Origin of the sequence: Sessilibacter corallicola (assembly GCF_021290925.1) — a bacterium.
GTDB classification, from domain to species: domain Bacteria; phylum Pseudomonadota; class Gammaproteobacteria; order Pseudomonadales; family Cellvibrionaceae; genus Sessilibacter; species Sessilibacter corallicola.
This window is the reverse complement of record NZ_JAJSLX010000004.1, coordinates 263,629-289,729: the sequence shown is the minus strand read 5'-3', so window position 1 is coordinate 289,729 and position 26,101 is coordinate 263,629. Positions and strand designations below refer to the sequence as shown.

Sequence of the window (26,101 nt, the reverse complement as noted above, 5' to 3'; positions counted from 1 at the left end):
TGCGTCAATTACTGATTCTGTTTAGATGTCTTTGTATAGATACTGACGTTCAAATTTTATTGCTGAAATAGGTTTAGAAAAAAGAAACCCTTGAAATTCAGTGCAGCCTAAACTTTCTAAGGCATGCTTCTCATCGAGTGTCTCTACTCCTTCTGCAATTACATTCAAACCCAAACCAGAGGCCAAATTTATCATCGTTTCAACGAGCTTTTTATTGGTATCATTGGTGTGCAAACCCGAAACAAAAGACCGATCTATCTTTAACTTATTTAATGGTAAAGCGGCTAAATAGGACAACGATGAATACCCAGTTCCAAAATCATCGATTGCGATATTCACGCCAATCTCTTTAAGCTCATCCATTGATGCCATACCGTAGGTTTTCTGTTCTAACAATAAACTCTCAGTAATTTCAATTTCTACGTGTTTTGCGTTTAAACCCCGGTCCGTAAGATTATTTTTTATGTAACTTGTTAAGTTTCTGTGCTCCAATTGTTTTGAGCTTACATTAACCGCCAACTTAAAGTCAGGATTTAACGACAACCATGATTTCCAACTTACCAATGTATCTAACGCTTCACGAATAACCCACTCTCCAAGTTCATGAATCATTCCCGATTCTTCAGCAATGGGAATAAACTCATCAGGGGAAACTTGACCCAGCTTAGGATTGTTCCATCGCACCAATGCTTCTGCACCAATGAGCGTATTCGTCGCGTTAAATTGAGGTTGATACACCAAATAGAGTTCATTATTGGCAATTGCATGATGTAAATAAGAATACAAATTGTGGAGCCGTTTGGCAGAAACACCTAAATCTTCGGTATAAAAACGATAATTATTGCGGCCGTTAATTTTGGCGCTGTACATTGCAAGATCGGCTTCAGTGAAACCGTCTTTGGTCGATTTGTTATGACCATTAATTGTGGTAATACCGATACTCGCTCCAATACTAACCACATGGTGCCCTAAATGAATAGGCTTATTTAAGACATTAATAATACTCTTGGCGATGGATTCTAGTGTATCTTTAATTTTTGAGTGATCATCAAACGTTTTAAAGATACTGAATTCGTCTCCTCCCAAACGAGCCAACATTGCGTCGTTTGTATCGGCAATGTCCTGAAATCGTTTCGCAATCGTTTGCAATAAAATATCACCCACCGAGTGACCCAAGGTATCATTGATATGTTTAAAACGATCTAAATCAATAAATAATAAGCCCGCAAGAGTATATTCACTCTCTAATATTTGATTTTGCAAGTTACGTCGGTTGGCCAGCTCAGTTAACGGATCAATTAATGCCTGACGTTCAATAAGCTGTCGATACTCAACTTCTGCGGTAATATCTTGGTAAGTTCCTAAAACGCCAATAATTTTTCCATCTGGCATTTTCATGGGTACTTTATTAGTCCGCAGCCATTTAAGGCGCTTACCTTGAATGGGTAACGCTTCTTCAATATCAAGCTTGGCTTCGCCGCTTTGAATCACTTCACGGTCATCGTCTCTTTTAGGCTCCGCTTCTTCTGGCGTTTCGAAGATGGCGTAATCTGACTCGCCAATTAAATCATCAAGACTGTTAAAGCCAATATCGTCGAGCAGCTTTTGATTAGCACCCAAAAAATTTAGATCCAAATCCTTCCAAAAAACTCGCAAGGGAATGGTATCTAATACAATTCTTAAAAGTTGTTCAGCAGATAGCTGTTCCTTTGATTGACACATCCGATTTAAATGACGAGCTGTCAACTCGTACTACTCCAGCTGTAAAAGACAGTGTTGTTATATAAAGAATAGAACACGACATAAGAAAAGCATAATTACTTCACTTTAGAACAATTCTATTTTTAGAACAGTTAAACAACTAAATCAGAGGAATAATTTGGGAGACGATCACACCGTCATCAATGAGTGCAACCTAAATTAGAAGACAGCTTGAGTGAACAACAGTAGTTATTAGATTTATTCTGCTTTTTGAATTGCTTGATTAGCAATAGCTTTATACATAAATAGCCTACCACCCCACCAAACACACAACATCAACTATTGAAATATTATCAGTTATCTTCGCTGGCACTGGGTAATTGGCCTATAAATTTATCTTCCGCTTCTGTTGGCTCATCAACAGATTCATCGAACTGATCCGACCCTTGACCAGCAATAGGCTCAACTTTGATTAACTCCATTTTAACAACATCTTCAATTCGAAAAACCAACTCGCCTGCGGATTCGCCATCTTCGTATTCGTGAATTAGGTCATCACTCCAGTATTTAACTTCCTCCATAAGCATAAAGCCAGATTCAATCTCGTTGTAAGCAATTGCCTTATACAGCTTTTTCGCCACTAGACCATAATAGTAATAAGTTTCTAGGTCATCGTCTTCCTGATCAATATTGAATTGCGCAAAGACCCACACCTTTTCTGAATCACGCATTGAATTCAGCGCCTGAGCCTCGCTTTGAAGATTACACCCCATCAGAGACACCGCAAAAACAAACAACATTATATATTTCATTTATTTATCCATTTTCTATTAGTACGCACTACTTTCTGCTTACTGCACAATTCTTTAATAAAACATTATAAGCACATAAAAATAACATTTAATTTTTGTAATCCATTAAGCTTTTATGACTACTTCTAATTTGATTAAAACCCGGTATTTCTGCGGGCTTAACAAAGCACTCGTAAGCAAGTTTCATTTGATAAGCACATTGAGGGGCGCTTACGTTTCCAATCCCCGTGCCCAGACCAGGACATACCAAACTCTTAATGGCATTTTTAATATTTAACTTATTATAATTTTTTACTTCATTCAGAATGGCTCTGAACGCTAAATATGGGTTGATGGTATCAGAAATATCCATTGGTACGCGCATCGTTGGAGCAGCAATCAATTTAGGCCATTTGTTGGTTGAGGTTTCCACAATAACAGCACAGCCTACAGGTAGCTCTCCGTGATACTGAGAAACAATCTCTTGTTGAACCCGCTCTTCTACTTGTGCGCCCAGCTCATATCGAATGACATGATCTAACCCTCCGTCCATCACGCCAAAACTGTTTGCAGGGCTTACCATAGCGTCTGCTTCCATCACGAAATAATCGTCTTGTACAACTACTACTTCATTGTACTCAGAAAACGATTTCTGCCACTCTTTTATTAATTCATCGTCAAGATCGATCAGTATTATTTTTTCCAGAAACATAAATTGGCTCTACAGTTTATTGTTCGAGCTTCTTCTCAAACTCTTCATTAGCAACGGATACAAAATTAAATGTATACAGAATCTTCTGATTTTCAACAGCATCAATCTGACCAAAATCTATTGCACTAATTATATTGCAAACAGTCGTTTCAAAGTCGTCATCAACTAATGTAGATTGGCTGGCAGATTCACAATCACTGTTCTTTCCGCTGGGAGGGATGGAAATAAAAAGAGCCAACTTCCCTTCCAAGTTAGGATTTGATCGAAGCTGGTTGAAATATTCTTTGTTTATCGCAACGGTATTGTTATCTATAATTTTTCGAATCAATATTCCGGAGTGTAGTTCGTTGGCGACACCAGATTTTAGGGTGCTTTCAGACTCTCTCACAAAAGATGTGGTATTAATCTCAACTTTTTCGCTGTTTGATGTATCTGCACACGGCTTATCTGAATAGCCAATTTTTCCGGATAAACTTGTACACTTGTAAACTTCTGCGTTGGCGACTGAAACCAACAATAACAAAGATAGAAAACACCATCTATTGATCACTTTTAACTCCAAACTATAACGACTCTAAAAACGGCAATTATACTCTAAGCCAACTACGTAATTACGGTTCTCGTTGCCTATTATATTGATCTTTTAATCCCAAAACATGCAAGTTTGACCTTTATGTATACCCTCTTTATTTAAACCGTAAGATACAGCACCCGGGACTTTAGTAATTGGGAAATTGAGGATCTGGTCAATAGTTTTCCAAGCCTTTTTTTCAAAGCATTGACTGAGTGTATTCAATGAGCAATAGGCTAGAATTTTGTCGGTTGCCTGGATACTTGAGCAACCGTATTTCCCGTAGCGACACACCTCATCGGTTGTTAATTTCGCTTTGAGCATTGTAACGGTATGTACATTATTGACGCACTTAGAGTAGGTATACTCTTCTAATGTTTTCTTTATGCTGTTCGAAAATAACCCACCAGAAAATGTAGTATTTGAAAATAGTATGAAGAGAACAACGACGTACTTCATTTTGGCCCCAATGCTTAATAAATATCTCAATAGAGTATCGTGTTAGATGTACATAAAAAATCTCAACTTGCACATCTTTTAAGCAACCATCTCAGCGTAAGGCTTTGCCGTTAAAGAAATTATTATCTCTCGAACATCAGTTCTAATACAAATTCTATTAGAAGATATCCAATAAGTTCCAATCACTGAATCCGCGTCTAATCCACGGTAATCATCCAATAAAAAAGCAACAAAACCCATTGCTGGGCTTTGTGATAAGTTTAAATTTTATATGCAAATGATATAAGGCAAGACCAGATATTAATATTAAATAACCATCATCCCCCCGAAAATTGGCGAAGTTGCCGTTGGCGGCGCCATTGGCTTAGGAGAAATTGTCTCAGGCGTCACACTCACCGTAATTACCGACGGTGCTGCAGGTGCCGTCGGTGGCGGCACATTAATCGGTGCCGGTTTTAGCGGTTTAACCTACAGCACCTTGACCGGTAACGACTACAACTGGAAAGATTACGGTATCCAGCAAGCCGTTGGTGCTGCTGCCGGATTGGTAACTGCCGGGTTTGGTGCCGCAGGCGGTGCTCTTGCAGAGGGCGCGAGTTCAGTCGCTCGACAGGTTGGTATACAGGTAGCGGCAGGTGCTGCAGGAGGATTTATTGGCTCAGCGACCGGGCAAGCTGTCGGCATGGGACTTCAAGGATACAGCGCCGGAGAAATTTTCAGTCGAGAAAGTATTTTCAGCAACCAAAACCTAATTCAAGACGGTATTAGCGGAGTGATTGCAGGTATTGGTGGCGGTTTAGGAAGTGCGGCAAAATATGGATCCGAAAAATTGCTCGCGTCCGAAAACCCTCTATTTACACCGGCAGAAAAACCCGCGAATAACTTCGGTAATATTGTTAAATTGAGTGACGATGCTGCTTCACCATCAACCGGTTGGAATATTTGGATACCCGGCGTCATTAAACGCACCCCCAAGCTTGTAACACCACTGCTACTCAATCAGAAAAAATGGTTTAAGTAAGTATTTTTTTGAATTACTTTAAATTCACTTAAAAACATTCCTACACTTTGTCACGTACAAACTTTTTTACAGATCAACAGTGGCAAAGTGTAGGAACCAAAGATTAACTCAATCAAAAACCTTTACTAATGATTGATTTAGCATTGAGGATTTGAGAGTTATCTCTAAAAACAGAAAACCAAAAAATCAACACTTGGCATTACAGGATAATTTGATCTACGCGATTATTTGGATTTAAACGCCCTTTCGCTGGCTAGCAGCTCAATTTTATCGAACACCTCAGCATCAAATGAAAAAGAAAACACACGCCAGCCATCATTTGTTTTAAAAAACTGGAATTCAAACCGTATTGGCTGACGATCATAGATACCCATATAAGTAATATGCACAAGAGATTTCCCCACACTATACGTATCAACACGTTCTAGAGAGTGCATTTTTCCAACCAACCCCTCTACAGCACCTAGCTGTGTTTTTACATTCTTAACTTGGTCCGGGATTGAATTAATATACGGGTTTGTTCTATAGATTGAGTCCACCGCAGCGTTAATGTCTCCCTTTTTATAGAGATTAAAAAACAAATCAATTTCACTCTCGTAACTATCGGCGTTAGCAGTGATTGACAGCACTAACATAATTGCAAACACCATGTATTTCATATCATTCCTTATTAAAAATTCACACTCATTAAAACCGTTAGGATCCGATAAAATTGGGAGCGTATAAAAGGTTTATATTCATCCCCAATTTCATACATCACCAAACTTACCATTAAAATCACAACACTGAACATTACTTCTTCGTAACATTGTCCTTGATGGATTGAGCTTGCATACATAGCAATTCTGGATTCATGATAATTGCGACAGAAAAGCTAAAAAACAATAAAATCTGAATACAGTTGTGTGTCAACACAACCGGGGAATACTCATTAATATGCTGCGAGCAAACCCTTAAAGAAAACAGAAACACTCTTCCAAAAAGAATGTTTTATAAAGTCACACCAAACAAAAAACATTTATATTTTAATCGAAAAATTTATACCCAATCCAATTTTCATCAGAACTTATAATAAATAACTCTAAGAAAACAATATAGTTATTCGAAAACTTTTACACTCAAGCACTATTTTCTAGCTTCCTCTTCACTTGCTGCTTCAACATTAAAAAACCCACCTAAGCCAGACCTAAAAGATTTTAAAATTAGCATCACAACACTCAAACGCGTCAAACAATTAACAACCATTAACTTAAAACCCAAAATTCTTAACAACTCCTCACACTCACTTATAAAGAATTCCAACAATCACTTTAAAAACACACCTCACATCCCGACTGATTAAATGATCTAGGTGACAAATATATTTATTTTGATCTGAACCCACCCTACATCATTGACTGCGACTTACTATTATTCAATTATGGTAAATACCCACACTGAAGATCAAAGTTAGACAGACATTAAGGCACCTAACGCGAGAAAACCAATAGCCAACATCAACAAGATGGCCCTTTAAAATAGTGTTTCTGACTTTATCTTTTATCAATAAACACATCGATAAATAACAGGAAATAACAAACAATGGATGACATTATACTTTTACGCGAATCTGCAGAGGAATTTCCAGACAACCTTGACTTTCAAATTCGTTTTGCTGAGCATTTATTCTACTCAATTAATAACAATCAAGAAATAAATAATTTCGAAAAATGCAATGAATTAATAACTGAATTACTCGAATTATCAACAAAACAACCTGATATCGACCTCGTACAATCTCACACTGCCGGAGCATTAAGCAATTTGATTCTCAATGCCAATGACGAAAACGAGCTCGATTATAACTTTTTATTCGGGGAATTACGCGCACTTGCAAAAAGAAATAATACACAGCACGTAAAATCTGCGTTAGCCAATGCATTATATAACTTGGCATATCAAGCAAAAGAGGAGAAAGAGCGCCAAGAGCATGATGCTTTACTAGAGGAATTAAGGCTTTTTTCACCTACATGCGCAAACAATGTGGAAGTGACATTCTTCTTTTCCTTAGCGCTATATAATGCAGTGAATTACGCATTAGAGGAAAACGACCTTAAATGGCGGGACGCTCTGCTAAAAGAACTCCGTGAACTCGAGAACAAACAAGATAAAAATTATGAGGTAACTGCTAACTTTGCTAGGAGCCTTCAAAATTCAACAAACCACATACAAAGACAGAGAAAGTATAATCAAGGCTTTTCATTACTTCAGGAACTGCGTAAATTTGCGGAACAGAAACCAGATAATCAAGACGTTCAAACAAGCTTTGCGATAACTCTATTTAATACATTTATCTATATGGATTTTGATGGATTCATTGAGAAACGAGACGAAGTCGCTAATGAACTTATGCAGCTTTATCAAAATCATGAAGAGTTAACTTTTATCCCGAAGGAATTTTTTCCAAAACTAAAAGAAAAGGGATTAATTAAATAATCAAAAAACCTAAGTAAAAATTAACACTGCAATACTCCTATCAATGGGGTGTGCAGACAACAATAGAGTTTCATTTAATAAATCTCGGATAACCTCAAAATTATTCTACGAGTTCTAAAGCGTGCTATTGCAAGGTGCCGCTTGCAATTAATGTCCCTTTCTATATCAGATAGCGAGGCTTTAACAATAACGGTAATACTGAAAATGCGAGCTTCAGAACTCTAATTGCAGGGCCTTCAAGTTTTCCTGCTCCTTTCGTTTAGAAAAAGGTGGTTCTTTTTCGATTTAAATCGTTGAACCTTCAAAAACACACGTTACATAGGAGAAAATTGATTAGCCTGAGTAATTTTGAGGCTAATGAGAAGCTCCTATAACCTCAATAGTAACCTAGCAACAATTTCTGATGTAAAAGCCGGAGCTATTTATACTGTTGAACTCAATAACACTCGAGTTCGATAACTTCGTAACCTATAGCTTCCTAGTGCACCACATCGTATGATAGACCCATCTGATCATTCTTATGAAACGATCCTTTGGCTGAATCTAAAATGTGATGAACAACGTAGCTAACCTTAACACCTTAAAGCGAACGATTGCGTCAATATTCAATACGCAAGAAATCAGCTTCAATTGCATACAACCGCTGTGGAGCAATTACGGTTCGCTGTATCGCTGCCATCTTTCTGATGCATCGGTTAAATCGGTGATTGTTAAACACGTGCAATTACCTAAAAACGATAATTCATCGTCCGGTTTGAATAGATCGTTATCGCACATGCGCAAGTTACGATCTTACGAAGTGGAGCTTTATTGGTATCAGCATTACTGTTCATCGCCAATACAAAATCTCGGTAAATTACCCGAGCATTTTTATTCAGAGTATTCCAATGATGAGTTCATACTCGTGATTGAAGATCTTGTCGACACCGGTTTTACCCAGCTTGGCTCTAGCACGCCAAGTTCGCAGCCTCCCCTGCTCGAAGCAGAAGATTCTAACTTTGTTTCACTCGCTAATATTCACGCGGGTCTGAGTTGGCTCGCGCATATGCACGCAGCATTTTTGCACACCAAACAACCAACGGGCTTGTGGCCGAATGGCTCTTACTGGCACCTTGAGACGCGACCCTCGGAACTCAATGCAATTACCGATTCTAGAATAAAACACGCCGCACCTGCGATTGCACAGCAGTTGCGTAATACGCGTTTCTCAACATTGATTCACGGCGATGCAAAAGTGGCAAATTTTTGCTTTAACGCACAAGGGAACAAAGCCGCAGCGGTAGATTTTCAATACGTGGGTGGCGGCTGCGGTATACAAGATGTGATGTTATTTTTAAGCAGTTGCTTAAACAGTGAAGATTGTTTTCGTTTAGAGAGTGAATTGCTCGATTATTATTTTTCAGAACTTAAATTACATTGCCAGAACACCACAAAAAACTCAGACGCAACCGAGCTGAATAAACTGGAAGAAGATTGGCGTTCACGCTACTGTTTTGCCTGGGCAGATTTTGTTCGCTTTTTATCAGGTTGGAATTCCAAGCATTGGAAACTACACGCCTACGCGCTAGCGCAAACCGAGCTTGCTTTAAAACAATTGAAGTAGACCATAATTCATTTCATGATACCTCTAATTACACACCCACTGTACAGCTACAATTTCGATTCCAAGCACCGCTTTCCCATGGAAAAGTTCGGTTTGATCAGCGCGTATTTACGAGAAAAAAATATTCTCACCCGAGAAAACTGCTACCGCCCTGGCAGGACAAAAGATTCTGTACTTGCGCTCGCCCACTGCGAAGATTACTTGCACCGCTTTATTCATAACCAACAATCGGCCAAAGAAATTCGGCGCATGGGATTGCCCTGGAGCGAAGGCTTGGTAACTCGCACCCTGCTCTCGCCCAACGGCACATTACTGGCGGCTTCCCTGGCACTTCGCCACGGCATTGCCTGTCATTTAGCCGGAGGAACCCACCACGCACACAGAGATTTCGCCTCTGGCTTTTGTATTTTGAACGACCTCGCCGTGGCTTCGTTAGCGCTTATCCATTTAGGCAAAGTAAAACGCATTCTGATTTTTGACTGCGATGTCCACCAAGGCGACGGCACGGCAAGCATTTTAGAAAATGAAGATCGCATTGTGACCTGTTCCATTCACTGCGAGAAAAATTTTCCGGTCAACAAAGCGCAAAGCAATGTTGATATCGGCCTGGAAAAAGGCATGAAAGACGATGCTTATCTTGATGTTGTAACAAACACCCTCACCAAACTTTTAGACGACGTAGAACCTTGCTTGGTGTTTTACGATGCCGGCGTTGATATTTACGAACACGATCCGCTCGGTTTGTTATCCGTCAGTGAACCGGGCATTCGCGAACGAGACAGACAAGTTCTTTCAATCTGCCAAAACCGAAAAATTCCGGTAATAACGGTTATCGGTGGCGGTTACGATAACGACCGCAAAGCCTTAGCGCGCCGCCATTCGATGGTTACGGAAGAAGCGCACAAACTTTTTGCGTGATAAAACCAAACAAACCGGAAAATCCGTTCAGAGTTTTTTACCGCAACAGTTTTTATGAACCTCGTTTTTTTAATCGTATTTGCAGGTGCAAAGGAATGCCAAGTAACACGCTTACGCCAAAACTTCGGACGCCGATGCCTGCACGGCAGTCGATCCATTGCGAATCATGTTGGCGGCTTTCTCGGCGATCATTACCGTCGGCGCATTTGTATTAGCACCAATTAACGTCGGCATAATTGAGGCGTCCACAACACGCAAATGAGTAACACCTCTGACCCGTAATTGGCTGTCTACCACCGCTGTGGGATCGGTATCGGGCCCCATTTTGCAGGTACCCACCGGATGATACTGAGTGTCAGCCCGATTGCGAATATCTTCAATTACGGCTGCTTTATCATTAGCATCTACAGGATAAAGCGCCTTGCCACGATAAGCATCAAAGGCCGGGCTTTCCATCAGGTTCTTCTGCAAGTGCCAAGCTTTAACCATCACATCCAAATCTTCTTGCTCAGCAAAAAATGCCGGATCAATCAGCGGATCATCCTGTGGGCGGATACTTGCCAAAGTGACACGGCCGCGGCTTTTCGGGCGCAATAACGTCACGTGGCAACTGAAGCCATGCCCCAAATGCAGTTTGCGATTGTGATCATCGACAATGCCAATCACAAACACCAATTCCAGGTCTGGCACAGTTAAATTCGGATCGGATTTTATAAAGCCGATACCCTCAGCAAAATTGGAGGTAATTCGCCCCTGACGTTTGGATTTCCATTGCGGAATTGCTTTTGCGACAGAAGTACCGCACTGCAGAGAAACACCAAAAGTATCGCCGTCGCTTTTTGCTCGGTAGGTATGAATAAGGTCGATATGATCTTGTAGATTCTCTCCAACGCCAGGCACTTCCGCGACCGGTGCAATGCCTAGTTTGCGCAGCTCAGAAATCGGGCCCACGCCAGACAATGTTAGAATTTGAGGCGAACCAAACGCTCCGGCGCTGAGTATCACTTCTCGACGGGCGCGGATTTGTTGAATTTTACCCTGTTGACTGAATTCAACACCAACTGCTCTGGGTTTGTGGCATGACGATTGTCGCGACGACGCACCCTGCCCTGGCGCGTTCTCAAACAATATCTTATGGGTCAATGCCTGAGTAATGACCGTCAGATTGGGCCGGTGTAAATTAGGTGTTAAATACGCCTTAGCAACGCTGCATCGCTCACCGTTTTTCTGAGTAACCTGCGTCGTCATTACTCCAAATTGCTCAGCGCCGTTCACATCTGGATTAAAAGGAATGCCGTTTTCTTCGGCCGCCCGAATAAACGCTTGATTCAATCGACTGGGTGACTGCAAATCAGCCACATTCAGTGGGCCGTTCTGACCGTGATACTCATCGCGGATACGCTCGTTATGTTCCGCACGAATAAAATACGGCAGCACATCTTGGTAACTCCAACCGGGATTACCCAACGATTGCCAATGATCGTAATCCCAGCGATGGCCTCTGGCATACATCATGGCATTTAAGGAGCTGGACCCGCCCAAACTTTTACCTCTGGGCTGATAGCCACATCGGCCATTCAGCCCCGGTTGCGGCACGGTTTTAAAGGCCCAGTTATTAATTCGAGTCGGCACCATCGCCGCAATTCCGGCCGGAGCGTGAATTAATACATTGTCATCTTTTTTACCCGCTTCCAGCAGACAAACCCGAACATCGGGATCTTCCGACAGGCGACTGGCCATAACGCAGCCGCCAGAACCGGCCCCGACAATAACGTAATCAAATATTTGTTCGTTACTCATTGCAGACATGATAAGGCTCTAAATTTGTTGTTATTTTTATAAAAGTAACTGAGCTGCGCTCGTTTTAATCTCGGGATTTCAGTTTTACCTCAGAGTCGGCTTGGCCGAGGAAAAACCGCAGCGTAAGCTGCTGAATTTTTTTACCGTATGGCGGATGAAACAGCTCCATCGGAAAAAAGCGGTGCTTCTTAAAAACGGTTTTGCCGTGAGAAAGCTCCCGAAATCCCTCAATGCCGTGATAACTGCCGGTGCCAGAGGCGCCGATACCACCAAACGGCGCATCGTGATTCATTACCTGCCAACCGCAATCGTTGATTGTGACCCCGCCGGAGTGTGTATTTTGCAAAATGTACTGTTGCTCACGCTGATCATTACTAAAAATATAGCAAGCCAACGGCCTTGGCCCTTGATTAACGTGAGCCAACGCCTGTGACAAATCCTGATATTCAAATACCAACAGCATGGGGCCAAATAATTCTTGCTTAGCCACCTGCATATCAGCACTGACCTGACTGACAACGTGCAGAGGGTATTGACGATATTTTCCGCGTTGATTGCGGCAGGCTTGTGGGTTTTTGTTGTCACTCTCTTGTTCACGTTCAGCTGGCGTATCGGCTGCGCAAATATCAATTTGTGCACCGTTTTGCCGGGCGTCTTCGAGCATTGTTAAAAAGCGCTGTTCCTGAGCGTCGTTAACAATAGCAGTGTAATCTTCATTGCCGTCTAGGCTCGGGTACATGGCGGTAAAAGCCCGCTTAATTTCTTCGATAAACGCAGCGGTCTGGCCAGATGGCAAGAGCACATAATCCGGTGCAACACAGACTTGGCCACTGTTTACCCCTTTACCGTGCGCGATAGATTTAGCGGCACTGACCAAGGAAAAACCCGGTGTGATAATCGCTGGTGATTTACCGCCCAGCTCCAACGTAACTGGGGTCAGATTAGCCGCTGCGTTCGCCATAATTTGGCGGCCACTGTTGGCAGATCCGGTAAAAATCAGATGATCAAATGGCAGATGGCTGATTTCCATAGCTTGCGGATGATTGCCGTCCACAACACACACCAAATCCTCTGGGAAAATTTCCGCCAACATTTGCGTCAGCAGTTCAGCCGTACGCGGGCAGTTTGGCGGCATTTTGATCATGGCCCGATTTCCGGCCGCCAAACTGGCAATCAGAGGCCCAAGTGATAAATACAGCGGGACATTCCAGGGGCAGATAATGCCAACAACGCCCTTTGGCTGGTAACGCACCTGCAAACTGTTGGACAAAAACAGCAGTTCTGTTCGGCGTTTTTGTGGTTTCATCCAACGCTTAAGGCTGTGCAGCGCATGATTAACTTCCAAAATTGGCGCCAGAGCATCCAGCATTTTTGATTCAGTGGGTGAACGCCAGCCGTAATCTTCACCAATCACCGTAGCGATCAGATCCTGATAACGTTGTATCTGCTTTTTCAATTGGCGCAAATGATGGATGCGCTCCTGATAAGAAGGAAACGGCTGATCCTCGGCCGCGCGCTTCAAGTTATAAAACAAATTCGCCAGCGCCGGCTGCTCGGAAAGTGAGGACGAAGACGATACCGTCGAGGGTTGCACAGATACACGCGAGAGTTGTTCGGATACCGGCGGAGTTTGCCAGGCATGATCGGAAAGTGTCTGCATAATCAATCCCAATTTATTTTAGTTAGATGATTAGTAAAAACCTTTTTCCCAAAACTGAACAGGTGATAAACCGCCAGTTTTATATTAAATTCAGACAAGCCCTGAGTTTTTAATATCTCTCAATAACGTTATTCCTCTACCCTATAGCGAGTCATCATTCCCTCTCAGGAACCTTTTTCTCACTCAGAAAAATGGGAAAAGGAACAGGGAAAAAGACCGGCAACAGGGAAACAGAGAGGAACAATAATAAGAATAGGAGAACAATGTGGAGATTATCTCTGAATACGAACCCGACATTGATTTGGCTGCACACTCGGCAATGGACATCAATCAGATCCTGAAAAGCTTAGCTGCATACGGCCTATCAGCAGATGAAATTCTAGCCGGTTCAGAGCTGACTCTAGCTCAGATTCAGGATCATCACACTCTGATTTCGTTTCGGCAGAAATTAAAAATATTCGCCAACATCAAAGCCTTGTCTACTGAACCCGACATTGCGTTAAAACTGGGACAAAAAGCCAGATTCAGCGACTTCGGTTTTTTAGGCTACGCCGTTATCAGCAGCGCCACCGTGGGCGAGGCAATTTTTTTAGGCTTTAAATACATTCGCCTAGCAGGCCCGGTGTTTCAGAAAAAAATTAAACTGGAAGGTGATCAGGCCCTATTTGAGGGTATAGACGTATTGTCTTTGGGAGACCTTTTGCCGTTTTGCTGCGAATACTGGTTCAGTGCCATCAACGCCTTATGCGCTGATGCGATTAATCATCCATTTCCATCTCGGCAAATCCGCTTTCCCTACCCACCGCCAGATTACGCCGAATGTTACGAACAAACCTTTAATTGCCCGGTAACTTTTAACAGCGATACCCCGCAGTGGTATTTCGACCCCGCTTTTTTGCAGGAATCGTTACCAAGAGCTAACGCCCTCACCACCCAGATGTGTATTCAAAGCTGCGATGAACTGCTAAAAATAGTGGCTCGTCAAGATTGCTTGGCCGATCGTATTTCCGATATTTTACTGAAATCCGCTGGCCGTTTTCCTAACGCTGATCAAGTGGCAGAACAACTGAATACATCCTCGCGAAGCATGAGCCGACAACTGAAAAAAGAAGGTCTGACTTTTCAGCAAGTGCTGGATAACACGCGTAAATCCATGGCAATGGAATATTTAACCCAAACCCAACTGACCATTGAAGAAATTGCCAGCCGAGTGGGTTATAGCGAAGCGTCTAACTTCAGAAACGCTTTTAAGAACTGGACCGGAATGACACCCAAGGCAATGCGAGAAAACCACTGAGTTTTTAAGGCTGATTTGATTACTTTAAGCTTTTTAAAAAATTAGCGAACGATTAAAAAACACAACTTGAGATTCAAAGCACGGCCGGGTTACAAACCCGACACGTGCACCGCTTAATTAGTCTTCGCGAGTAAGAGTCAATAAACACAAACCTAACAGCAAGGTTGCAAGAACACCCGAGGCGCCAGCAAAATAAGACGACAAAAAGCCATCGCGCCCCAAAATAATTAAAATCACATTCGCAGCCATAGCAACAACACCCACCAGTACCGTTAAACCACCCAATACCTTGTTGCCTTCATTTATTTTCGCCATGCCAAAAATAAGCGCTGCAAAACCCAATAAAAGCTTGGCCGTGTAATAAATCATAAAAGACAACGCAACCACAGCACCAGCGATGGGTTTAAGGTCTTCAAGTTGACCGGCAGCTTCGTAAAAAGGCCTAAACATAGTAAGGCCAATGCTCACTTGTACTATATTGAGTACAGCACTGAACGCAATAGCAGACCACCCTACCTGATAGTGTTTAGCCTGCACCATTGCCGCACCGGCAAATGCAATTAAAAACGTAAAAAGAACACCTTCTAAACCCCACAAAAATTGTCGTGGAACCGAAACCTTGCTTAAATAAAGCGCAGTATAAATTGCCTGGGTAATTGCCAGCGCCAGCAACAAATAGGATGTAATTTTAACCGTGCGTTGTTGAGTAAATTCCATGACTGGATCCTTAGTATTTTTTATATCTTACATTTGCCTAAAACACACACGATCTAACGCCCAAATCAAGTGCATAGCAAAAACAATCTTCCATAACTAAACGAACATCTGCGCTTTTATACGCAATGGCATTTGTGTAGCAAAGAAGATATTAAATTGGGCGGTGAGTGTAACTGTATACAGTGGGAGAATCCATTGATGGTGATTGGGGGTTATTTGGCATTTTAATAAAGCAGCTTGTGCATTAATTTAGTAATTAACGAATAACAAAATGGCTTTGCAAGGACAATGCATCGCATAATGCGCCATGTAAAAAAATGGCAAAGACAGCAAAATAATTAACTACTAATACTAAGACCACCAAGACCCCTAACACCTATCTAAATCCCTAAAATAATCAGTGCAGGCCAGGCACTAAGATTTATTTATTTTGTGATTGTGGAGTAATTTCTGAAGAAAGATAATCTTAATATGTAATAACTATATCTCGTGAGTTATTTTAGAAAGCGTTTTAAAATTCTTACCGCGTATAGTGGCAAGTACTCGATACTTCGAAATCTATCACTTTTCGAAAGAAAGAACGACCGATCTTCGATGTTTAGCAATTGCTTGCTCCATACGCATAACACTTGGTTCTGGTGTGGCGCAAGCTTCATCTAAAACTACTTGTTATATGTTATTCATCCGGCTTGCTATTCGAGAGAACGTAACCCGCAACAGTGCCAAGTAGCGCAGCAAGAGTTTCTGTTTGAAAATCAGTTAGTACTGCCAGTATTAGCAATATTGGTAAAAATAAAACTACACCTATTGCTTTTAAACTATTTGGGCCAAATCCCTGCTTTTTAGCCTTTAGACGCTTATATATGATATTTAGGCCATATATCATTACTAATAGAGCCCCAATAACCGCGACAGATTGAAGACAATATACTGCTATCTGATTTTCCATGTGTATTTCCCTGGTTTACACATAACACCGCGCTAACCGATAAATTATGATCGCAAAGAGTAATTCATCCGAGTGCACGCTTGTTACGCAACCTTATCTTCTCCATGAGTTTCTTTTATAGAATCAAAATCAAGAATTTTTAACTCAATTGGAACGACTGAGGCTGATGAGAATTGATTAAATTTATCGCTTATCTTCTCTTCGATTTCCTTTGATAGCCTATCAACTACCGCCACATAAACCAGCTTAGCTTTGGAGTTTCTACTAAATGCTGCGAGCTGCATTGCCTTATAAGCAATATCTGCCATACGGTATCGTAGATTCCTATTAATATACTCAGCTTTGATAAGCTGAACCTCAAAGGCAGTTAACATATTTTCAGATACAGACAACCCATCTACTTGAATGCTCTGATTTCCACTACGTATTTCTTGATCTTGTAATATATTGAGGTTTTCGGTGGATTTAAGATGAGCTATTGCCAGATCTTCAGCCAGGCCATACTCGTACAGTACACCAACATGCCTTCTCGTATTTATCGGTGACGCAACTGTTAAGTTTATTGATGATGAACTTGAACTATCCTCTTCCTCAAATTTTTCAATTTCCTTTTGCTGCTTAACCTGCTTCTCAGTAGGTGTTAAAGCTCTTAAAAATGCTTCGTCATTAACGAAATCTTTTGGTGCATATAATTTCGTATGATGTTGACTTACCAGCCAAGCAAAAACGAATAGAACTAGAAAAGGGAATATAACAAGTAGCCAGATTAAAGGAATCCGTTCTTCTTGAGTTAAGAAGTTTGCAGATGAACTAAGCACAAGGCCAGCAATCCCGTAGAGCAGAACAATGAAAAGAGCAATAATACCTAGAGGGTTGCCAGATAGCTTCTCAGCAGTTTGGCCAAAATCTTTGATCATATTCCTTCCATAGTGATCATGAGTACGACTTAATATCTAACACTCACATAAAAAAGCGAGTGTTAGCGAGTCCAGCCTGCGCTTTTTAGCAGACGATTTTTAATGTTCTTGTTAGAGTTTTTGCTGCTTAGCAATTCGTTCTTTCCCGCGAGGTTGTAAACCGTATAAATTGCCACCAGCCTTAGGGATAGCGTAGGAGACAAAACCGTATTCTTGTAACTCTGTAATGCCGCTCTGTGTTTGAATAGTAGTGAGACCGCCTTCTTCCAAGAGATTAGATTCAAGCATATTTATAGCATCATTTTTTTCAAAAATGGATAACACATGCTCGGCAAACTCAGACAAGTTAACTCCCTCAGATGGTAACAAAGTTTTGACATGACTCAATTCGCCATTCAATGATTCGCGCTCTGCTCGAAGCCTATTTAACTCGTCAGCTATAAGACTATTGTTCTCCTTTAATGCTTCATTATTAGTTTTTAGTTGCTTTATATTTTCTTCCTGCAATTTGTATGCATGCTCGAGCAGCTCGAAATGAGATGCATCCAAGACTTTTCCTTTCAAGCTCTGAAGTATTTTTACAATATCCATTCTCAGTACTCTTATGCTCTAACGCTGTCAGCAGAAACAGACAAAGCGGTTTGGCTGACCCTCTGGCTGGCCTTGTTAGCATTTATTCTGCAACTAACTCTCGAATTGCTTCGATTATTTCAATATGCTTTGCACTTGATTCGCTTAATTGCTCACGAATTTTTCGATCATGGGGTTCACCAGGCGTCAAAACTGTTTCCATAAAATCACCTACGGTAGTACCTCTCTTGTAGAGGCGCACAGATTCATGTTGGTAAGTCGGCAATTCTTTAGGAATATGCCCCAACCCTAGACCAGCCAGTGTTTTAGATATCTTAGCACGAACATTCACACCAAGTTTTTCTTTTCCTGCAGCATCACGCAACTCGGTCATCGAAAATGAGGATATGTCTCCATTTTCCTCTATTTGGCATTTGATAGCATCCCAATTACTCATATTTAACTCCTATTTCAATATATAGTGCTAACAGCTTAATCTATGTACCAATGATGTATTTCTTTAAATCACCACGCCCCACGTCCCAAAATAAACCGTCATTAGTACAACCATCTATGCCATGACACATTTTCGGCAACGCTATATTGATAATCTCACCACGTCAACGGCTTAGGATTTTTGACGTGTAAAATAATTTACTAGCTAAGAAAAATATAGGGAAACCTATCTAAAAATTTCATTGCAGATATAAAATACCAACGTCATGCGAACTTTTATAATTTAAAAGCCTACACAACACGAAAACTAAAATTAACTTTTAGATTAAGATTTTTCAATGACACACCCGCAAACCAATTCCAGAGAATTCGTCAACTGGCACTTATTACAGAATTTAGCTTTCATTAAGCATCACATTAAAAGCAAAAAGTAATTTTTATATGATCAATGGCACACACCAAACAAGAATCAAAATCTCTTACGACATAAGAATGAAAACGGAATCTTTTTCTACGCTTTACACGAGCGAGCATTCCAGGGATTCTTCTAGGGAACCGAATTTTTTGTTGATGTTTCTAGATGAGAAATTCCAGGTGGTTAGAGCGATGACTTGATAGTTGGAGATGTGATTATCTTTTACTTCAACCCAATAGCTGAGTGCTCCGCGAGCGTCTTCGGTTAAACTGACACCTTGGTTTTGGCACTTAATGCACAAACCTAAACCACGTTTCTTTTATTAATATTCAGCCCTCCAAAGAAAACTCAAAAATAATACAACCAATAAAAATTTCGACTGTAGATTTAGATTTTTCAAAAGATTTATTAACCTCAAAACCCTCACTAGTTGCACTATTCCATTTTTATCACTGTGGAATTGAGCATCGGCAATAGATAAAACGATAAAAAACTTTAACATCAGCGTAGTAATCTAAGCTTTGATTGCTAATTCCTTTGACTCACTCGGCGCTATTGATCTCGCAAAACAAGAATAAAGCTAAGCAATAGATTTCTATATTTGTCGTCTCTTAATCCAATTAAACCGAGTTTTTTCTCGACAGGAAAATACACATTAGTTTGACTGGATCGAAATTAAATTTGCTGACTGGGATGATACTTTCTGCTCGATCTTTCTTCGGTTTTTAATGACGCTTTCCGTACTCGGTTTTTTGGTCAGCGAATTTAGGATCACGAGTTCTAGATTGATTATCGGGAATGGCAAGTATTTTCGAATCAAGTGATGAGTAGAAGGAAGGCTAATAAAGTCTGTTACTTTGTATTATCAGACGTAGGTTCAACGGGAAATGATCTTGTGCACACTCAAAGAAAAGACGTTAATTTTAATTTCTATCTTTTCGCTTTATACCCGGGTTATGAAACCGAGGTATAAAACGATGAGTCGTGGCTGTTTATTGCAACATATATGGGTTAAGAAATTGCGAAGATTAAAAGAAGTGTTGTAATAACAGGTATCACTACAGTGATAATACCGACATCTTTGTACGCTTCTTTGTGGGTCATTCCGGTTATAGCCAGTGTCGCAACGATAGCACCGCAGTGCGGCAGAGAATCAAAACCACCACTAGCCATTGTTGTAATACGGTGTAGAGTCTCGACATCAATGCCCATTTCGAGGTATCGAGGCGCCATTGTTTGCATGAATATCTGTAGCCCCCCTGATGATGAACCGGTAATGGCTGAGGCTAAACTCACTGAAACAAACATCGACAGCAGTGGCGGCATGTCTACATTTAAAATCCACGCTGAAAACTGTGCAAAACCTTCAGTATGAGATACGACTCCACCAAAGCCAATAACGGCTGCCGTGTTGATTAACGGGAAGATGGAATCATGGGAGCCCTCTCCCATTACTTTCAAAGTATTCCGTCTGATATTTGAGAAAATAATTACTGCGGCAACTGAGCCGATTAGCAGTGATAGACTAGGCCAAATAATGGGTTGGCTAATTGCAAACTTCAGAATAGAAGGAAGGTTCTCTCCTTCGAAGATTGTAAGACCACTCAAAATTCGAGGAGCAATAATGCATGACAGAACAATGATCAATGGTATTGATGACAAAACCCAGTGAGGATAATCATGGTTATCAGGGTTTGTAATCTTGTCGTTAGGGCCAGGAACAAAACCTTCCCCTCTGGCGATAGCGATTTTTCTTTCACGTTCCAAATACCAAAGTCCTGCAATCAGCATTAATGCCCCTCCGGCAATACCTTCCCAGAAGCCCGCAAAAAGGTCTGTTCCAAGAGCGGTTGCGGAAATTACATTGTGTATGGACGGAGTACCCGGCAGTGCCGTTAGGGTGAAGGTTCCAGCGCCAAGTGCAATGGCGCCTGCGAAAAGGCGTTTTGGAATGTTTGCTTCCTGCAGAAGTTTTAAACCCAGTGGATACATAGCAAAAATTACGACAAAAACAACAACACCGCCATATGTTAATAAGGCACACGCGAGTGTTGTAATCAGTAATGCTCTATGAGAACCAAGTCTGCGAATTAGGGCTAAGGCGATACTTGCTGCAGCATGGCTCTCGCCCATGACCTTACCAAAAATTGCTCCTGCCATGAAAAGGATGAAAAACTTACCAGCAAATGTGAAAGCGCCAAGAGGGCCAAAGGTATAATAGTCTGATAAAGCTTGCCCTATAGGTAGCCCATTCGTCACAATGACAACTAATGAGCAAAGGATTGACGCGAAAATAATATTGACTCCGCGTAGTGCTAGCCAAATTAGTAGCACGACACTACTCAAGATGCCTAAGTATTCCATAACGTTTATACCTTTTATTTCTGTTATGATTTTTATAGTTGTCTATAGGTAAAAAAGGTCAGGTTTTGGCTGCGGATTAATATTATTTAAATCTTTCAAAAAAGTGAACCGCTTTTTTACCCTGATAGTTTATAAGGCAGTCAAGCCGGTCAAAACTTTTTGAATCGACTATTTCTAATGTACTGCAGATTTACTGATTAGATAGAGCTTCCATTTTCTTATAATGCCTCTCTAGCCAAGCGGCCTCTTCTCCTGGTTCTGGAAGAAGATCGCCACCTTCCATTACCCATTTAGCTTCAATATCTTTCGTGGCCATAGCGACGTTATCTAATTCAACATCCAATACATCCGCAACAGCTTGGCACATGCCATTAACCAAGGTGGACTTTGTTTCTTCTGTTCTTCCTGATCTGATATTCCCAAACAGTTGATATTGAGCACCGGAGCTAACGCCCCCCCACAGGTTTTGTAGAACTTGAAGTTTGTCTTCTTCAAAAAAGAATACATGAACAAACGTTGATGGTGCCCCGGTTACATTACAGTGCACATCAGTTATGGCCTGTGAAATTTTTTGCTTAAGATTCTGCGGAATAGAACCAGAAGGTGAGCTACATAAATATAGAGGCATAATTTTCTCCTAATTAACAGGTACTACCGAGGCGATTATTTCGTTGATATGACAGCTTGTAGTTTTTGTCCAAAGATCGCAGATAGAATTTAATACATCTACTCGAACGGATTGTTCAATACTGGGCGTGTATAGCGTTACAACAGAAGAGGTTGAAGGCTTTGCGGCTGTCCAGCCTTGACCTTCAGGAATAACTATCCATTTTAAATCTGATAAATTATTTAATTGGTTCTTAGAAACAATTTCTCTAATCCCTACCTCTAATTTCCCTAATGAACTGTCCGGGATTTGATTTTCTTGGATAAGGCAGATGCAATATGTCATTTCTCACCTATTTATTCTTGATATTGAAATTTAGCAAAGCTTTACGATTTGCTTACCTTGATTTTTTCCCTGCACAACATTCATAAAGGCAGTCGGGAGGTTTTCTACACCTTCTAAAATGTCTTCTTTTATGATTAGCTCCCCTTTTGATATAAGGGAGTGAAGCTCGTGCGCGGATTCGGTAAATCTTTGGATGTAATCAAGGACTACAAATCCTTGTTTTTTAATTCTTTTAGAAAGGATGATACTGTTGTCGCGCCTGCCTATATCTTGCGTAGTATCATTAAGATGCGATAAACCCATGCGACCAACTACGGCAATACGGGCATGGTCATTATATAAATTTAATAGGGCTTCTGAGATGTTGCCGGATGTATTATCAAAATACATATCTACACCAGTCGGGCAAACTGATGAAAGATCATGTTCAATTTCACAGATACTTTTATTTCTATAACTTATAACTTCATCATACCCGTATTCTTTCTTAGCCCATTTCGCTTTTTCTTCCGTGCTAACTATTCCTATTGTTCTGCATCCATGTATTTTACCTAATTGACCTGCGATGGATCCAACTGAGCTTGCCGCAGAAGATACTACTAAGCATTCATCTTTTTTAGGCTGGCAGATTTCATTGAGTGCAAAATACGCCGTTGCCCCTGTTGTCCCTAAGACACCAAGGTAATAACTCAATTTAGGAATATCTTTTACTGGGAAGCACACCGTATTTTCATCGGAGATTTTGTACTCTTGCATACCAAATTGACCATAGACTTTTTGGCCTTTGCTAAAAGCACTGTTTTTTGACTCTATTACTTCTCCGACACAATATGCGTGCATTACCTCGCCGATTTGAACTTGCTCGGCGTAATTGTTCTCGTTTCTCAATCGGCCTACTAATGCAGGGTCTATGGCTATAAACAAATTTTTAATCAGATATTGTCCGTCTGATATATCGGACACCTTATTATTACTAATTGAAAATATATCAGATGTCGGTGATCCTTCAGGGTATCGGTCTAATCTAATATTTTTGTTGATTTTCATTTCAGCATCTTCTTACATTTTTATGTGTATTTTTATTTTAACAAATGACTTCTGATTCTGGTCTTGTATTTTTTTTACAGGGAATGCAAAAAAAGTGAATATACTTTTCAAATTCTTTTAATTTAATTTATTTCCAAACAAAAAAGAGGCCCATTTCTGGGCCTAAAATAAAAATCAAATGGCAAGCATTACTACTTAGAGGGAATTGTTGACATGAATGCTTCTGTTGCATTCATATGTTTAGAAAGTGCATGCATTCTTGGGCACGTATTTTCATTAACGAGACCGGGTGTAACTAAATTTGCCATTGGGTATACCAGCCCTACTGCTATATCCGCATGGGTAATTTTATCTTCAAATAAATACGGAGAGTGAGATGGATTTTCGGCAGCCATTTCCTCTACCTGGATTAACCCACCGGCAAGTTGCGTACTCAGATGTTCAGCCCATTCTGGCCAAACGAGATTTTCAGGTCTTCGCCGAGCTTCGTAGAACCATGCTGTAGCCTTATCCATTGATCCAGTTAATGAAGCAATAACTTGCCCATATGATCTACGGTTTTCTTGTTTGCTTGGTGTTAGTCGAACATCATCCGGAACCATCAGATCTAGTTCATCAAGAATAAAGTTGCTATCAGCCAGAATATCACCGTCATCAAGAACGAGTGAAGGGATTCTTACCAGCTTGTTATGGTTTCGAATAAGGTCCTGATCGTTAACCACAGAGGCTTCAACAAGCTCGTAATCAATACCATAAATTTGCATTGGTATGGCTACTCGTCTAACAAAATGTGATAGAAGTGTACCGACAAGTTTCATTAAAACTGCTCCGTAGAAGTTCTGACATCAATTTCATGTGTCCAGGCTCTTGATGGTTGGGCTTCAATCATTTCATAGATATCAATGATTCCTTCCATATCAACCAGCCCATCTTTGCCCAGCTTTTCTGCAACTTCTGGCCGGCCTTTATTGATGCGATCACCGTCGATTGCTCCATCAATGACAATGTGCGCTACATGAATACCTTTTGGCCCAAATTCTCTTGCCAGAGATTGTGAGAGTGCTCGCAGGCCTGCTTTTGCAGCAGTGAAGGCAGAAAAGAACGGTTTTCCTCTCAAAGAGGCACTTGCACCCGTGAAGATTAAGGTACCCTTTTTCTTTTCATTCATGTGCAAAAGAGCTTGCTGGCTGAACAAGAACCCGCCGAAACAAGCGACTCGCCAGCAGCTTTCGAAATACGACGGCTCCATATTAAGAAATTCCCCAGGCATGTTGTTGCCAGCATTGTAGATAGCCAGAGATATATCACCTGTCTTGGCGGCGGCATCAAATAACCCCTTGACCTGTTCAGGTGATGTAGCATCGCAGGTGAATGCTGTTGCCAGTTTGCCTGTGGAGCTGATTGATTCAGCTACTGTATTAACTTTTTCAGCTGTTCTGCCTGCTACGTAAACGTGATAACCAGAGGCGGCAAAGCGGCGGCAAAGGCTAGCGCCCATTCCATTTGCTGCACCCACTCCAATTATTACGGCTACTTTTTGAGGTGTACTCATAAAGGAAGCTCCTTTCGAATTTTGTCTGATGCTCTCTGTTATTATCCATCAGCACAGGGCTTTATCCTCTGTCGTTAACTGTACGGAGGCGTTAAAACAATTATCGTTTTATGTCATCAGCGAATGCCAATAGATATATTTCTTATGGGCTGCGAACAAAATGAATTGGCTGAAAAGTTTTTGCTGGAGTTAGATTCTATTAGCAAATACTTAATGGAATTAGTAATGAATATTAAAGCGATACTCTCTGAACAGGTTGGGGAGGTTCTGACCATAACTTTTAATAAGCCGAAAAGTAAAAATGCCATCGGCTTTCAAATGTATACCGATCTTACTGGCGAACTTGAGTACGCTAAATCTTGTTCATCTATAAAGTTGGTCATCCTCCACGGCGAAGAAGTTTTTTGTGCAGGAAATGATTTGCGAGATTTTGCTGCTGCTCCTGACCAAGCAAATATCATGAATGGTGCACGTGATTTCTTATTGGCAATTTCTTCTTTCCCAAAACCGATCATTGCAGCGGTCAATGGATTGGCCATTGGTATTGGCGCAACAATGCTGCTCCATTGTGATCTTGTGTTTTGTGATGCTGATACTAAATTTAGCTACCCATTCGTTAAGTTAGGCGTAGTGCCTGAGGGTGGCTCCAGTCTTCTACTTCCTCAGCGACTGGGTCATCGACATACATTTGAGCTATTAGCGTTGGGCGATTTTATTGGTCCCGATCAGGCAAAAGAACTTGGTCTTGTTAATGGCGTGGTTTCGTCAGAAGATGTTTTGCAACACGCAACTCATTATGCAGACAGGCTACTGGCCCTTCCATACAAGTCGTTACTTAAAACAAAAGAAATGTTGAAGAAATCACAGGCTGACTTGGTAAATAATGTAATTAATGAGGAGATTGATCGTTTCTACGAAGCTCTCTGTGCTGAAGAAGCTCGCGAAGCAATTGCAGCCGTTCTTGAGAAGAGACCGCCAAAGTTCAATAACTGAATAGATGAATAATTGAATAAAGCGTTTGCTTATCAATAAATTCGGTATTCTTATTAAGCGCTGGCTGAATGAAGATTTCTTTCAGCCTTCTGGCTCTTTCTCATAAAAACGCACTGGGGATGTTCAAGATAACGCTTTCTTGTGTGGATTCCGAATTACCG

General features: G+C 41.0%; 25 protein-coding genes. 6 read left to right on the top strand and 19 right to left on the bottom strand.

From position 1 onward, the window contains the following. Nucleotides 1-21 precede the first annotated feature (21 nt). The 4 genes from LU361_RS17965 to LU361_RS17950 form a co-directional block, all read right to left on the bottom strand. Nucleotides 22-1,722: a putative bifunctional diguanylate cyclase/phosphodiesterase gene (locus LU361_RS17965; protein ID WP_286206524.1), complete on the bottom strand. Its 1,701-nt coding sequence runs from the start codon at nucleotides 1,720-1,722 to the stop codon at nucleotides 22-24. Nucleotides 1,723-2,054: 332 nt separating this feature from the next. Further along, complete coding sequence (locus LU361_RS17960) at nucleotides 2,055-2,513, bottom strand: hypothetical protein (protein WP_233090470.1); 459 nt, start codon at nucleotides 2,511-2,513, stop codon at nucleotides 2,055-2,057. An 88-nt stretch (nucleotides 2,514-2,601) separates the two neighbouring features. After that, nucleotides 2,602-3,204 (bottom strand): macro domain-containing protein, encoded by a 603-nt coding sequence (locus LU361_RS17955; protein ID WP_233090468.1) that lies wholly within the window; start codon nucleotides 3,202-3,204, stop codon nucleotides 2,602-2,604. Nucleotides 3,205-3,220: 16 nt separating this feature from the next. Then, on the bottom strand, nucleotides 3,221-3,754 hold the full coding sequence (locus LU361_RS17950) for an AgmX/PglI C-terminal domain-containing protein (protein WP_233090466.1): 534 nt from the start codon (nucleotides 3,752-3,754) through the stop codon (nucleotides 3,221-3,223). Nucleotides 3,755-4,712: 958 nt separating this feature from the next. Here LU361_RS17950 and LU361_RS17945 point away from each other — a divergent pair. Continuing rightward, a complete protein-coding gene (locus LU361_RS17945) occupies nucleotides 4,713-5,255 on the top strand; it encodes a hypothetical protein (RefSeq protein ID WP_233090464.1) in 543 nt (180 codons plus the stop codon). 224 nt (nucleotides 5,256-5,479) lie between these two features. Here the strand turns inward: LU361_RS17945 and LU361_RS17940 are convergent, their stop codons facing one another. Then, nucleotides 5,480-5,914, bottom strand: coding sequence for a hypothetical protein (locus tag LU361_RS17940; RefSeq protein ID WP_233090462.1), 435 nt, complete (start codon nucleotides 5,912-5,914; stop codon nucleotides 5,480-5,482). 922 nt (nucleotides 5,915-6,836) lie between these two features. Between LU361_RS17940 and LU361_RS17935 the strand changes: the two genes are divergently transcribed. The 3 genes from LU361_RS17935 to LU361_RS17925 all read left to right on the top strand — a co-directional run bounded on the left by LU361_RS17935 (nucleotide 6,837) and on the right by LU361_RS17925 (nucleotide 10,251). Further along, entirely contained in the window at nucleotides 6,837-7,730 is an 894-nt protein-coding gene (locus tag LU361_RS17935) for a hypothetical protein (protein ID WP_233090460.1), read from the top strand. Nucleotides 7,731-8,283: 553 nt separating this feature from the next. After that, nucleotides 8,284-9,333 (top strand): oxidoreductase family protein, encoded by a 1,050-nt coding sequence (locus LU361_RS17930; protein WP_233090458.1) that lies wholly within the window; start codon nucleotides 8,284-8,286, stop codon nucleotides 9,331-9,333. A 15-nt stretch (nucleotides 9,334-9,348) separates the two neighbouring features. Continuing rightward, nucleotides 9,349-10,251 carry a histone deacetylase family protein gene (locus LU361_RS17925; protein WP_233090456.1) on the top strand — a complete coding sequence of 301 codons (903 nt, stop codon included), beginning with the start codon at nucleotides 9,349-9,351 and terminating at the stop codon, nucleotides 10,249-10,251. A gap of 111 nt (nucleotides 10,252-10,362) precedes the next feature. Here the strand turns inward: LU361_RS17925 and LU361_RS17920 are convergent, their stop codons facing one another. Both LU361_RS17920 and LU361_RS17915 read right to left on the bottom strand, forming a co-directional pair. Then, entirely contained in the window at nucleotides 10,363-12,060 is a 1,698-nt protein-coding gene (locus LU361_RS17920) for a GMC family oxidoreductase (RefSeq protein WP_233090454.1), read from the bottom strand. A gap of 55 nt (nucleotides 12,061-12,115) precedes the next feature. Then, nucleotides 12,116-13,711 (bottom strand): coniferyl aldehyde dehydrogenase, encoded by a 1,596-nt coding sequence (locus LU361_RS17915; protein WP_233090453.1) that lies wholly within the window; start codon nucleotides 13,709-13,711, stop codon nucleotides 12,116-12,118. A 265-nt stretch (nucleotides 13,712-13,976) separates the two neighbouring features. Between LU361_RS17915 and LU361_RS17910 the strand changes: the two genes are divergently transcribed. Further along, nucleotides 13,977-15,008, top strand: coding sequence for an AraC family transcriptional regulator (locus LU361_RS17910; protein WP_233090451.1), 1,032 nt, complete (start codon nucleotides 13,977-13,979; stop codon nucleotides 15,006-15,008). 117 nt (nucleotides 15,009-15,125) lie between these two features. Here the strand turns inward: LU361_RS17910 and LU361_RS17905 are convergent, their stop codons facing one another. The 12 genes from LU361_RS17905 to LU361_RS17850 all read right to left on the bottom strand — a co-directional run bounded on the left by LU361_RS17905 (nucleotide 15,126) and on the right by LU361_RS17850 (nucleotide 24,947). After that, on the bottom strand, nucleotides 15,126-15,725 hold the full coding sequence (locus LU361_RS17905) for a thiamine biosynthesis protein ThiC (RefSeq protein ID WP_233090450.1): 600 nt from the start codon (nucleotides 15,723-15,725) through the stop codon (nucleotides 15,126-15,128). A 676-nt stretch (nucleotides 15,726-16,401) separates the two neighbouring features. Then, the gene (locus LU361_RS17900) at nucleotides 16,402-16,674 is read right to left on the bottom strand and encodes a hypothetical protein (protein ID WP_233090448.1); all 273 of its coding nucleotides are present in this window, start codon (nucleotides 16,672-16,674) and stop codon (nucleotides 16,402-16,404) included. Between the two features lie 83 nt (nucleotides 16,675-16,757). Continuing rightward, a complete protein-coding gene (locus LU361_RS17895; protein WP_233090446.1) occupies nucleotides 16,758-17,591 on the bottom strand; it encodes a hypothetical protein in 834 nt (277 codons plus the stop codon). Between the two features lie 111 nt (nucleotides 17,592-17,702). Beyond that, entirely contained in the window at nucleotides 17,703-18,182 is a 480-nt protein-coding gene (locus LU361_RS17890; protein WP_233090444.1) for a hypothetical protein, read from the bottom strand. An 82-nt stretch (nucleotides 18,183-18,264) separates the two neighbouring features. Beyond that, the gene (locus tag LU361_RS17885) at nucleotides 18,265-18,618 is read right to left on the bottom strand and encodes a hypothetical protein (protein WP_233090442.1); all 354 of its coding nucleotides are present in this window, start codon (nucleotides 18,616-18,618) and stop codon (nucleotides 18,265-18,267) included. A 517-nt stretch (nucleotides 18,619-19,135) separates the two neighbouring features. Beyond that, nucleotides 19,136-19,333 (bottom strand): nickel-dependent hydrogenase large subunit, encoded by a 198-nt coding sequence (locus LU361_RS17880; protein ID WP_233090441.1) that lies wholly within the window; start codon nucleotides 19,331-19,333, stop codon nucleotides 19,136-19,138. 710 nt (nucleotides 19,334-20,043) lie between these two features. Beyond that, nucleotides 20,044-21,396, bottom strand: coding sequence for a GntP family permease (locus tag LU361_RS17875; protein WP_233090439.1), 1,353 nt, complete (start codon nucleotides 21,394-21,396; stop codon nucleotides 20,044-20,046). Between the two features lie 190 nt (nucleotides 21,397-21,586). Beyond that, nucleotides 21,587-22,024: a tautomerase family protein gene (locus LU361_RS17870; protein ID WP_233090437.1), complete on the bottom strand. Its 438-nt coding sequence runs from the start codon at nucleotides 22,022-22,024 to the stop codon at nucleotides 21,587-21,589. Between the two features lie 9 nt (nucleotides 22,025-22,033). Next, complete coding sequence (locus LU361_RS17865) at nucleotides 22,034-22,348, bottom strand: hypothetical protein (protein ID WP_233090436.1); 315 nt, start codon at nucleotides 22,346-22,348, stop codon at nucleotides 22,034-22,036. A 30-nt stretch (nucleotides 22,349-22,378) separates the two neighbouring features. Next, a complete protein-coding gene (locus tag LU361_RS17860; RefSeq protein ID WP_233090434.1) occupies nucleotides 22,379-23,395 on the bottom strand; it encodes an MDR family NADP-dependent oxidoreductase in 1,017 nt (338 codons plus the stop codon). A gap of 191 nt (nucleotides 23,396-23,586) precedes the next feature. Further along, the gene (locus LU361_RS17855; RefSeq protein ID WP_233090432.1) at nucleotides 23,587-24,213 is read right to left on the bottom strand and encodes a glutathione S-transferase family protein; all 627 of its coding nucleotides are present in this window, start codon (nucleotides 24,211-24,213) and stop codon (nucleotides 23,587-23,589) included. Further along, complete coding sequence (locus LU361_RS17850) at nucleotides 24,213-24,947, bottom strand: SDR family NAD(P)-dependent oxidoreductase (protein ID WP_233090431.1); 735 nt, start codon at nucleotides 24,945-24,947, stop codon at nucleotides 24,213-24,215. The genes LU361_RS17855 and LU361_RS17850 overlap by 1 nt, the downstream gene beginning before the upstream one ends. Nucleotides 24,948-25,070: 123 nt before the next feature. Here LU361_RS17850 and LU361_RS17845 point away from each other — a divergent pair, with 123 nt between their 5' ends. Beyond that, entirely contained in the window at nucleotides 25,071-25,940 is an 870-nt protein-coding gene (locus LU361_RS17845; protein WP_233090430.1) for an enoyl-CoA hydratase-related protein, read from the top strand. The last annotated feature ends 161 nt before the right edge of the window (nucleotides 25,941-26,101 follow it).